The following is an 11,484-nucleotide window of genomic DNA, read 5'->3' on the forward strand; positions in this document are numbered from 1 at the left end:
GCCTAGATGCTGGAATGCCGTGCCTTCGCGGCTGATCTCGGCTACGGTCGGGCGGGTCCGTCCAGAGGGGAGTGGGCTATGGGAATCGAGTTCCGCGGCGTCACGAAGAAATACCCGGACGGCACCGTTGCCGTCGACGATCTGAACCTGACCATCGAGGACGGCACGATCACCGTGTTCGTCGGTCCTTCCGGCTGTGGCAAGACCACCTCCCTGCGAATGATCAACCGGATGGTGGAGCCGACGTCGGGCACGATCCTGCTCGACGGCGCCGACGTCCGCGACTCCGACGCGGCGCTGCTACGCAGGGGCATCGGCTACGTGATCCAGCACGCCGGTCTCTTTCCACATCGGACGGTGCTGAGCAACGTCGCCACCGTGCCGCTGCTTTCCGGCTGGGACAAGCGGAAGGCGCGCGAGCGGGCGGCGGAGCTGCTGGAGACCGTCGGCCTTCCTGCCGAGCTCGGCAAGCGCTACCCCGCACAGCTTTCCGGCGGCCAGCAGCAGCGCGTCGGCGTCGCCCGCGCGCTCGCGGCCGACTCGCCCGTGCTGCTCATGGACGAGCCGTTCTCGGCCGTCGACCCGGTGGTGCGCGAGGGCCTGCAGGACGAGCTGTTGCGCCTGCAGTCGCAGCTGGGCAAGACGATCGTGTTCGTCACCCACGACATCGACGAGGCGGTGCGGCTCGGCGACAAGGTGGCCGTGTTGCGCGTCGGCGGCAGGCTCGCGCAGTACGGCACGCCCGCCGACGTGCTGCGGCACCCCGTGGACGACTTCGTCGCCGGGTTCGTCGGCAAGGACCGCGGCTACCGGGGGCTGTCGTTCCTGTCCGCGGGCGACGTGCTCGTCGAGGACGTGCCGACCGTGCGCGTCGGCGGTGCGCCGGGGGAGAGCGCGGACTGGCGGCTCGCCGTGAACGACGAGGGCGAGCCGCGCGGCTGGCTGCCGCCGTCCTCCACGGTGGACGGTGAACTGTCCGAATCGGACCTCGTCGCCGGTGGATCGCTGTACCAGCAGGGGACTCCCATCCGCGGCGCCCTCGACGCGGCGCTGTCGTCGCCCGCGAGCCTCGGCGTGGTCGTGGACGCCGACGGCAAGGCGATCGGCGTGGTCACCGCGAGGCAGGTACTCGACGTGATCGAGAACCATCCGCAGGGGGTGACGCGGTGAGCTTCCTCGACGAGCTCGGGCAGTACCTCGGCAGCGCCAACAACCGCGAGCAGATCGTCGACACCCTCGCCGAGCACTGCTATCTCGCCTTGCTGCCGCTCGTGCTCGGCATCGTGCTCGCGATCGCCATCGGCTGGCTCGGCCGCGCCTGGCCGCGCGCGAGGGGCGTCATCCTCGTGCTGGCGAACCTCGTCTACACCATTCCCTCGCTCGCGCTGTTCGTCGTGATCCCCAGCCTCATCGGCACGAAGATGCTCGACAGCATCAACGTCGTCGTGGCGCTCACCCTCTACACGGCGGCACTGCTCGTGCGGCCCGTCCTCGACGCGCTGGACGCCGTGCCGCCCGCCGTCATCGCCTCGGCGACCGCGATGGGCTACCGGCCGGCCCGGCGGTTCCTCACCGTCGAGCTGCCGCTCGCGGTACCGGTGCTCGCGGCCGGGGTGCGCGTGGCGAGCGTCAGCAACATCAGCCTCGTGAGCGTCGGAGCGCTGATCGGCGTCGGCGGGCTCGGCGTGCTGTTCACCGACGGTTTCCAGCGGGAGTACTTCTCGCCGATCGTGGTCGGGATCGTGCTGACGTTGCTGCTGGCACTGGTCGTGGACCTGCTGCTGGTGCTGCTGCGGCGGTTGCTGACCCCGTGGGACCGCACGCCGGCCCCGGTGAAAACGGAGGTGGCGGCGTGATCGGCGAGATCGTCGACTGGTTCACCAGCTCGGCCAACTGGCAGGGTGCGGACGGCGTGCCGACCCGCGTGCTCCAGCATCTCGGCTACGTGCTCCTCGCGCTCGTGCTCGCCTCGGTGATCGCCGTGCCGATCGGGCTCTACGTTGGCCACACGGGACGCGGCGGGGTGCTGCTCGTCGGCAGCGGCAACGTCATCCGCGCGCTGCCGACGCTGGGACTGGTGACCTTCCTGTTCCTGCTGTTCACCGACAGCGACGTCGCCGCGATCATCGGGCTCGTCGTGCTCGCGATCCCGCCGATCCTCGCGGGCACCTACGCTGGCCTGCAGGCCGTCGACCGCGCGGTGGTCGACGCCGCGGAGGGCATGGGTATGCGCGGTGGGCAACGGCTCTGGCAGATCGAGGTGCCGATCGCGTTGCCACTCGTGCTGGGCGGCGTGCGCAACGCCGTGCTGCAGCTCGTCGCCACCGCGGCCGTCGCGGCGTACGTGGGCCTCGGCGGCCTCGGCCGGTACCTGCTCGACGGATTGGCCATTCTGGACTACGGCGAGGTCGCGGCGGGCGCCATTCTCACCGCGTTGCTGGCGATCGTGCTCGACATCGTGCTCGCCACGATCCAGCGGGCGCTGGTGCCCCGAGGGGTCCGGCTCGCCGAGGCGGGCACGAAGAAGGAGGTGGAGGCGTGAGGCGGCGGCTGCTCGCACTCGCCGCGGCGGTCGGCCTGCTCGCCACCGCGTGCGGCAACCCGCTGGAGGGCGGCGCCGAGGGCGGCCCGGCCGGCGAGATCATCATCGGCGCCTCCGATGTCGGGGAAAGCCTCCTGCTGGCCCAGATCTACGCGGGTGCGCTCCGCAATGCGGGCGCCGACAACGTCACCGTGCGCCCTCCCGTCGGCGGCCGCGAGGTGGTGGTCAAGGCGCTCGAGGACCGCTCCCTGTCGCTCGTGCCCGAGTACAGCGGCAACCTGCTGCAGTACTTCGACGAGAACAGCCAGGCCACCACGCCCGAGGAGGTGCACGCCGAGCTGCGGCGGAAGCTGCCGGAGCAGTTCGAGGTGCTCGAGGCGGCCCCGGCCGAGAACAGCGACGAGATGGTGGTCCGCAAGGAGCTCGCCGACCAGGGCATCCGCACGGTCTCCGACCTCGCGCCCCGCTGCGGGGAGCTGGTGTTCGGCGGGCCGGGCCAGTGGGCCGACCGCTGGCAGGCCAAGATCAAGGACATCTACGGCTGCGGGTTCAAGGAGATCCGCACCACCGACACGGGCGGCCCGGTGACCGTCGAGGCGCTGCGCTCGGACGAGGTGCAGGTCGCCGACCTGTTCAGCACCTCGTCGACCATCCGCAGCAACGGCTTCGTGACGCTCGAGGACGACAAGGACATGTTCCCCGCGCAGAACATCGTGCCGCTCGTCGCGAAGGGCACGCTCAGCGAGCGCGAGGTGCGGGCGCTCAACGCCGTGTCGGAGGTGCTGACCACCGAGAAGCTCACCGACCTCAACGTCGAGTTCACCGAACAGAAACGCAACCCGCTCGACATCGCCGAGGACTTCCTCATCGAGAACGGCCTCGCCTAGACGCAGTGAAGGCCACCATCACTGCGTTCAACGCAGGCATGGTGGCCTTCACTGCATTCTGGCTGCGCGGCTGGGTTACTCGAAAGCCTTCGCGATGAGGGCCTTCTGCTCCACCTCGTGGACCTTCGACGAGCCCGCGGACGGGGCGGCCATCGGGCGGCGCGCCACGACCTGCAGGTTCGAGAACACCTCAGGCAGCTTGCGCGGCAGGTTCAGCCCGAAGAACGGCCAGCCGCCCTGGTTCTCCGGCTCCTCCTGCACCCACACGACGTCCTTCGCGGCCGTGTAGCGCTCGAGCGCGGCCAGGAGCTTCTTCTTCGGCAGCGGGTAGTACTGCTCGATCCGGACGATCGCGACGTCGTCGATGCCCTGCTTCTCGCGCTCGACGAACAGCTCCCAGTACATCTTCCCCGAGGTCAGCAGCACCTTGCGCGCCTTGGCCGGGTCGACACCGCCGTCGTCGATCACCGAGAGGAACTTCGACTGGTCGGTGAACTCCTCGATGCCCGACTTCACGTTCTTGTCGCGCAGCAGGCGCTTCGGGGTGAAGACGATCAGCGGCCGGTTCACGCCGTCCAGGGCGTGGCGGCGCAGCAGGTGGAAGTAGTTCGCCGGCGTGGACGGCACCGCCACCGTCATCGAGCCCTCCGCGCACAGCTGCAGGAAGCGCTCGATGCGGCCCGACGTGTGGTCCGGACCCTGGCCCTCGTGGCCGTGCGGCAGCAGCAGCACGACGTCGGAGAGCTGGCCCCACTTCGCCTCACCGGAGGAGATGTACTCGTCGATCACGGTCTGCGCGCCGTTGACGAAGTCACCGAACTGCGCTTCCCACATCACGAGCGCCTCGGAGTTGGCCACCGAGTAGCCGTACTCGAAGCCCACCGCCGCGTACTCGGACAGCGCCGAGTCGTAGATCATCACGCGGCCCTGCTGCTCGGCCAGGTTCTGCAGCGGCGAGTACTCCTGACCGGTCTTGCGGTCGATCAGCACCGAGTGCCGCTGCGTGAACGTGCCGCGGCGCGAGTCCTGACCGGACAGGCGCACCAGCCTGCCCTCCATCGCGAGCGAGCCGAACGCGAGCAGCTCGCCGAACGCCCAGTCGACGCCGCCCTCGCGCGACATCTTGTGCCGCCGCTCCATGACCGGCTTGACGCGCGGGTGAGGCGTGAAGCCCTCGGGGACGTCGACGAACGCGTCGCCGATGCGCTCGATGACCTCGCGGGAGACGGCGGTCGGCACCTTGGCCGGAACCTGCTGTTCCTCCTCGACCGACGGGCTCGGGGCGATCGGGTGCTTCTCCAGCTCGCGGACCTCGTTGAAGACGTGCTCCAGCTGGCTGGAGAAGTCCCGCAGCGCGGCTTCGGCCTCGTCCATCGAGATGTCGCCACGGCCGATGAGGGCCTCGGTGTAGGTCTTCCGGACGCTGCGCTTCGTGTCGATGATGTCGTACATCGCGGGCTGGGTCATCGAGGGGTCGTCGCCCTCGTTGTGGCCGCGCCGCCGGTAGCAGATCATGTCGATCACGACGTCCTTGTTGAACGCCTGGCGGTAGTCGACGGCCAGCCGCGCCACCCAGTACGCGGCCTCGGGGTCGTCGCCGTTCACGTGGAAGATCGGCGCGCCGATCATCTTCGCGACGTCGGTGGCGTACTGCGACGAGCGGGCGTGCTCGGGCGCGGTGGTGAAGCCGACCTGGTTGTTGATGATCACGTGCACGGTGCCGCCGGTGCGGTAACCGCGCAGCAGCGCGAGGTTCAGCGTCTCGGCCACCACGCCCTGGCCCGCGAAGGCCGCGTCGCCGTGCAGCAGCACCGGCAGCACGGTGAAGCCGCCCGAGGCGCGGTCGCCCTTGTCGAGGATGTCCTGCTTGGCGCGGACGATGCCCTCGAGCACCGGGTCGACGGTCTCCAGGTGCGACGGGTTCGCGGTGAGTGAGACCTTCGTCTCACCGTCGCCGAACATGCGGAAGTACTTGCCCTCGGCGCCGAGGTGGTACTTCACGTCGCCGGAGCCGTGCGCCTGGCCCGGGTCGAGGTTGCCCTCGAACTCCTGGAAGATCTGCGAGATCGGCTTGCCGACGATGTTGGCGAGCACGTTCAGGCGCCCGCGGTGGGGCATGCCGATGACGACCTCGTCGAGCTCGTGCTCGGCCGCCTTGTCCAGCACCGTGTCGAGCAGCGGGATCACGGTCTCGCCGCCCTCGAGCGAGAACCGCTTCTGGCCGACGTACTTGGTCTGCAGGAACGTCTCGAACGCCTCGGCCGCGTTGAGCTTCGACAGCACGTACTTCTGCACCGAGGGCTCGGGCTTCTCGTGCGGGACCTCCACGCGCTCCTGGATCCAGCGGCGCTCGTCCGGGTCGAGGATGTGCGTGTACTCGACACCGACCGTGCGGCAGTAGGAGTCGCGCAGCACGCCGAGCACGTCCCGCAGCTTCATGCGCTGCTGGCCCGCGAAGCCGCCGACCGCGAACTCGCGGTCGAGGTCCCACAGGGTCAGGCCGTGGCTGAGGATGTCCAGGTCCTCGTGCCTGCGCTGGCGGTAGTTCAGCGGGTCGGTGTCGGCCATCAGGTGGCCGCGCATCCGGTAGGCGTCGATCAGCTCCAGCACGCGGGCCGTCTTGTCGATCTCGCCCTCGGGGATGTCCTCGACCCAGCGCACCGGCTCGTACGGCAGGCGCAGCGAGGTGAAGATGTCGTCGTAGAAGCCGTCACCGCCGAGCAGCAGCTCGTGGATGCGCTTGAGGAACTCGCCCGACTCGGCACCCTGGATGATGCGGTGGTCGTAGGTCGAGGTCAGCGTCATGATCTTGCTGACGCCGAGGCCGACGAGGGTCTGCTCGCTGGTGCCCTCGAAGTGGGCCGGGTACTGCATCGCGCCGACGCCGATGATCGCGCCCTGGCCCGCCTGCAGGCGGGGCACCGAGTGGTTGGTGCCGATGCCGCCCGGGTTGGTCAGCGAGATCGTGGTGCCGGAGAAGTCGTCGGCGGTGAGCTTGTTGTTCCTCGCCTTCTTGACGATGTCCTCGTAGGCCTGCCAGAACTGCAGGAACGTCATGTTCTCGGTGCCCTTGATGGACGCGACGACGAGCGTGCGGCCGCCGTCCTTGCCCTTCATGTCGATGGCGAGGCCGAGGTTGACGTGCTCCGGCGTGACGGCGTGCGGCTTGCCGTCGATCAGCGCGTAGTGCCGGTTCATGTTCGGGAAGTCGTGCAGCGCTCGCACCATCGCGTAGCCGATGAGGTGCGTGAACGAGATCTTCCCGCCGCGGGTGCGCTTGAGGTGGTTGTTGATGACGATGCGGTTGTCGGCCATCAGCTTGGCCGGGACCGCGCGCACGCTGGTGGCGGTGGGGACGCTCAGCGAGGCGTCCATGTTCTTGGCGATCGCCGCGGCTGCGCCGCGCAGCGGCTTGCTCTCGGGCTCCTCGGCCTTGGCGGGGGCGGCCGGCGCCGCCTTCGCGGCGGCGGGCGTGGTGGGTGCCGGCTTCGCCGGTGCGCTCTGCTTCGGCTCCGGCTTGGGAGCGGCCTTGGGTGCGGCCTTGGGGGCGGGCTTCGCCTCGGCCGGTGCCTGCTGCGGCTTGGCGGGGGCCTGCTGTGCGGCCTGACCGTTGGCGGCGGACGTCCGCTCGGCGGTGGCCGTGTCCGGCTTCGGCTGCGCCTGGGTGGGCTTGAAATCAGCAAAGAAGTCATGCCACGCGGCGTCTACTGAGGAGGGGTCGGCGAGGAACTGGTCGTACATTTCCTCGACGAGCCACTCGTTTGGGCCGAACTGTGACGCAGGGCTGCTGGACACGGCTTGGACTCGCCTCTATCCGTCTCGATCTGGTTGTCCGATTACGCGCCTACCAGGCTAACCCCCTCGCCCGGTGCGTCGTCATCGAAGTCCGCCAACGGAGCCCTCACGACGTTGGCATTTCTCACTGGATCGATCACGGTCCTCGAACACCCGTTCGCGAGTCGTGCATGCCCGACCGCGAGTCGTGCGCTCCGGACCGCGAGTCGTGCGTTCCCGCGCGCGAGTCGTGCGTTCAGGACGCCGAGTTGTGCGCTGCGAGCGGGTACGGTCGCTCGACGGCCAGCAGTGTGCGCGCCGCGTCGGGGTCGGAGCGGGCGACGGCCTCGCCGCGAAGGCCGATCCGGGTCGACCGGTACGGCAACGGCAGTGGCGCAGGTCCGGCTCGGGATCCCACAGTACCCGAGGATCGCGGCGCAAGATCGCCGTGATCGAGCGGTTTCCGCCGGACTCGCGGTCGGGAACGCACGACTCGCGGTCCGGAGTGCACGACTCGCGGTCGTCAGGTGGGTGGCTCGCCGAGACGCCACAGGTGGGCGTAGTGGCCGCCGGCCGCGAGCAGGTCCTCGTGGGTTCCCTGTTCGACGATCTTGCCGTGGTCGAGCACGACGATGAGATCCGCCCTCGCCGCCGTGGCCAGGCGGTGGGCCACCACGAAGGTGGTCCGCTTCTTGGCGAGGGCCTCGGTGGCCTTCAGCACGGCGGTCTCGGTGGCCGGGTCGAGCGCGGCGGTGGCCTCGTCGAGCAGCAGGACGTCGGGGTCCACCAGCTCCGCGCGCGCGAGCGCGACGAGCTGCCGCTGCCCGGCCGAAAGGGCACGCCCTCGCTCGCCGACCGGCTGGTGGAACCCGGCGGGCAGCGCCGCCACCCCCTCCAGCGCGCCCACCGACCGCACCGCCGCCTCCACCTCGGCATCGCTGGCCGAGGGGTGGCCGTAGCGCACGTTGTCGGCGACCGTGCCCGAGAACAGGTGCGCCTCCTGCGGCACCACACCGAGCCTGCCGCGCAGGCCCGGCAGGTCGTAGTCGCGCACGTCGACGCCGTCGATGCGCACCACTCCACCGGTGACGTCGTAGAAGCGGGCCACCAGTTTGACCACAGTGGACTTCCCGGCCCCGGTCGCGCCCACCAGCGCCACCGTGGTGCCCGCCGGGACCTGCAGGGACACGTCGTCGAGCGCGAGCGCGTCGGTACCCGGGTAGGCGAAGCGGACGCCGTCCAGCTCCACCTCGCCGCGTAGTCGCTCTGGCACTGCGACGGGCCGCTCGGCGGGCGGCACCGACGTGGGCGTGCGCAGCAGCTCGCCGATCCGGCCGAGCCCGACCTTGGCCTGCTGGTAGCCGTCGAACACCGACGACAGCTGCTGCACCGGGGAGAAGAACGACTCCAGGTAGAGCAGGAACGCCAGCAGCACACCCACCGAGAGCGTGCCGTCGGCGACGCGGTTCGCGCCCGCGACCAGCACGATCGCCGCCGCGGTCCCGGACAGCAGGGTGACGAACGGGAAGTAGGTGGCCACGTAGCGCTGGGCGCGCAGGCGGGAGCGGCGGTACGCGTCGCTGCGCGAGGCGAAGTCCCGCGCCGAGCGCTCCTCGCGCGTGTACGCCTGCGCGACCCGCAGCCCGGTGACGTTCTCCTGCATGTCGGCGTTCACCGCGCTGACGCGCTCGCGTGCCTCGTTGTAGGCGGCCGAGGCGAGCCTGCGGAAGATCACCGTCGCCACCGCGAGCACCGGCAGCACCGAGAAGGCGTACAGCGCGAGGCCGGCGTCGGTGATCACGAGGGCGCCGCCGATGCCGACGAGCGTGAGCACGCTGACCACGGCCGTCGCCAGCCCGGTCTGCAGGAACGTCGACAGCGCGTCGACGTCCGTGGTCATCCTGGTCATGATCCGGCCGGCCAGTTCGCGCTCGTAGTAGTCGAGCCCCAGCCGTTGCAGGTGCGCGTAGCTGCGTACCCGCAGCAGATACAGCACGGATTCGCCGGTGCGGGCGGTGAGCCGCGTCTGCAGGGCGATGACGAGCCAGTCGAGTGCGATCACGAGCGCCCCGACGCCCGCCGCGATCAGCACGGCGGACTCCACTCCCGCTCGCACGCCGTCGTCGACACCCCGCTGGTACAGGGCGGGCACGGCGATGGTGGCCAGCGCGTCGAGCGCCACGAGGGTGATCACCGCGGCCAGCAGGGCGCGGACCGGTCGCAGCAGCCCGCCCAGCCGGAACGCCGGATCGGGCGCCTTCGGATCGGACTCGCCGAGCCTCGGCTCACCCGTCGCGGGCGGGAGCTCCCGCACCCGCCGCAGCAACTCGGGTGTCGGCGGGAGGTCCAGTGACGCCCGCGAACCGGGGCCGCCGGTGCTCGCCGCCTGGGTGGTGCGGACCGAGGCCGACTCGGCGAGCGCGTCGACGTCGTCGTGCACGGCCGGAGCCGGCCACAGCCGCGGGGTGATGCCCGACTCGTCGCGCACGAGCACGTCCCGCCGGTGTACCTCCTCGACGTCCTCGCCGGGACCTCCCACGAGATCGCGGAACAGCGCGCACCGTTCCTCCAGCTCCTCCGCGGTCCCGACGTCCACCACCCTGCCCGCGTCGAGCACGGCGATGCGGTCGGCGAGCGACAGCGTGGAGCGCCGGTGGGCGATGAGCAGGGTGGTGCGGGTGCGCGTCACCGCCCGCAGGGTGTCGTGGATCGCGGCCTCGGTGGCGGTGTCGACGGCCGAGGTCGCGTCGTCGAGCACCAGGACCCTCGGGTCGGTGAGCAGCGCCCTCGCGAGGCCGAGCCGCTGCCGCTGGCCGCCGGAGAGCGTCAGTCCGCGCTCGCCGACCTGCGTGTCGTAGCCGTCGGGCAGCGCGCTGATGAACTCGTGCGCCTCGGCGGCCTTCGCGGCGGCGACCACCTCCTCGTCGCTCGCGTCCGGCCTGCCGTAGGCGATGTTGTCGCGCACCGTGGTGGAGAAGAGGAACGCCTCCTCGAACACCACGCCGATCGCGCGGCGCAGCTCCGTGAGCCGCGCGTCGCGCACGTCGACGCCGCCGACGTGGACGGAGCCGGCGTGCACGTCGTAGAAGCGGGGCAGCAGAAGCGAGATCGTGGACTTGCCCGAGCCCGCCGTGCCGACGAGCGCGAGGGTCTCGCCGGGCCGCGCGTGCAGGGAAAGGCCGTCGAGCACGGGCTCGCTGCGGGTGTAGCCGAAGCGGACGCCGTCGAGGCGCACGTCGAGCGGGCCATCGGGCAGCGGTCGCGGGTCAGGGCGCTCGCGCACCTCCGGCTGCGCGTCGATGAGCTCGTGCACGCGTTCGGCACCCGCACGCGTGAGCTGCGCCTGTACCACGAGGCTCGCCAGCATCCGCGCGGGACCGATGAGTGCGGAGACGTAGGTGGCGAACGCGAGGAACGTGCCGAGGCTGATCTGCCCGTGCAGCGCCATGATCCCGCCCGCGGCGAGCACGGCGATCTGGCCCGCGGCGGGCAGCGCCGAGGTGGTGGCGGTGGGCACCGCGGCGAGCTTCGCGGCGCGCAAACGTTCGCGGTACAGCGTGCGCGCGGTGCCGGAGAGCTTGCCGATCTCCCGGTCTTCCTGGCCGAAGCCCTTCACCACGCGCACGCCGGTGACGGTCTCCTCCACCTGCTGCGCCACGTCGGCCGCGCGCTGCTGCGCCGACCAGGTGGCGGGGAAGAGCCTGCGCCTGCTGACCGTGATCACGATCGCCACGGCGGGCGCCACGACGAGCGCGATGAGCGTGAGCAGCGGCGAGAGCAGGAGCATCGAGCCGAGCGCGAGCACCGCGAAGATCACCGAGCCCGCCGAGAGCGGCACCTGCATGAGCACGCCGGTCACGAGCTGGAGGTCGGTGATGGCGCGGGAGACGATCTGGCCGGTGCGCAGCGAGTCCTGCTTGCCGCCGTCGAGGCGGGACACCGCTCCGAACACGGCCTGGCGCAGGTCGTGCTGGACGTCGAGGGCGAGCCGTCCGCCGAGGTAGCGCCGGGCGAAGGCGCTGCCGAACGTCAGCAGCTGCAGGCCGATGAGCGCGGCGGCGAGCCAGCCGAGCCTGCCGGTCTCGCCCGCGACGGCGTCGTCGACGGCGACCTTGACGAACAACGGGCTCGCCGCCTGCAGGCCGACGCCCAGCATGGCGGCGCCCAGCGAGAGCACCACCAGCACCGGGTGCCGCCAGCACGCCGCGGCGAGCCTGCGGATCCACCCGGCCTTGCGGCCGGGAGTGTCCAGCGCCGTCGCCGTTCTGCCAGACACTCCCG

Annotated in this window: 7 protein-coding genes; 4 read left to right on the top strand and 3 right to left on the bottom strand. The window is 70.8% G+C overall.

What is annotated here, in order from left to right; all coding sequences use genetic code 11:
- The first annotated feature begins 78 nt into the window (after nucleotides 1-78).
- Genes BA062_RS16730 through BA062_RS16745 form a run of 4 tightly spaced genes read left to right on the top strand, consistent with a single transcriptional unit; the run spans nucleotide 79 to nucleotide 3,429 of the window.
- Complete coding sequence (locus BA062_RS16730) at nucleotides 79-1,170, top strand: ABC transporter ATP-binding protein (protein WP_110337672.1); 1,092 nt, start codon at nucleotides 79-81, stop codon at nucleotides 1,168-1,170.
- Nucleotides 1,167-1,856 (top strand): ABC transporter permease, encoded by a 690-nt coding sequence (locus tag BA062_RS16735; protein WP_110337674.1) that lies wholly within the window; start codon nucleotides 1,167-1,169, stop codon nucleotides 1,854-1,856. Before BA062_RS16730 ends, BA062_RS16735 begins: the two co-directional genes overlap by 4 nt.
- Nucleotides 1,853-2,542: an ABC transporter permease gene (locus BA062_RS16740; RefSeq protein ID WP_110337676.1), complete on the top strand. Its 690-nt coding sequence runs from the start codon at nucleotides 1,853-1,855 to the stop codon at nucleotides 2,540-2,542. The genes BA062_RS16735 and BA062_RS16740 overlap by 4 nt, the downstream gene beginning before the upstream one ends.
- The gene (locus BA062_RS16745) at nucleotides 2,539-3,429 is read left to right on the top strand and encodes an ABC transporter substrate-binding protein (RefSeq protein WP_245959859.1); all 891 of its coding nucleotides are present in this window, start codon (nucleotides 2,539-2,541) and stop codon (nucleotides 3,427-3,429) included. The genes BA062_RS16740 and BA062_RS16745 overlap by 4 nt, the downstream gene beginning before the upstream one ends.
- 75 nt (nucleotides 3,430-3,504) lie before the next feature.
- On the opposite strand, the gene BA062_RS16750 is transcribed toward BA062_RS16745, so the two are convergent.
- The 3 genes from BA062_RS16750 to BA062_RS16755 form a co-directional block, all read right to left on the bottom strand.
- On the bottom strand, nucleotides 3,505-7,170 hold the full coding sequence (locus tag BA062_RS16750; RefSeq protein WP_245959884.1) for a multifunctional oxoglutarate decarboxylase/oxoglutarate dehydrogenase thiamine pyrophosphate-binding subunit/dihydrolipoyllysine-residue succinyltransferase subunit: 3,666 nt from the start codon (nucleotides 7,168-7,170) through the stop codon (nucleotides 3,505-3,507).
- 289 nt (nucleotides 7,171-7,459) lie between these two features.
- A complete protein-coding gene (locus tag BA062_RS39525) occupies nucleotides 7,460-7,621 on the bottom strand; it encodes a DUF4291 domain-containing protein (RefSeq protein WP_146240046.1) in 162 nt (53 codons plus the stop codon).
- A 105-nt stretch (nucleotides 7,622-7,726) separates the two neighbouring features.
- On the bottom strand, nucleotides 7,727-11,479 hold the full coding sequence (locus tag BA062_RS16755; RefSeq protein WP_110337680.1) for an ABC transporter ATP-binding protein: 3,753 nt from the start codon (nucleotides 11,477-11,479) through the stop codon (nucleotides 7,727-7,729).
- Nucleotides 11,480-11,484 lie beyond the last annotated feature (5 nt).

Source organism: Prauserella flavalba, from assembly GCF_003202235.1.
Classification (GTDB): Bacteria; Actinomycetota; Actinomycetes; order Mycobacteriales; family Pseudonocardiaceae; genus Prauserella_A; species Prauserella_A flavalba.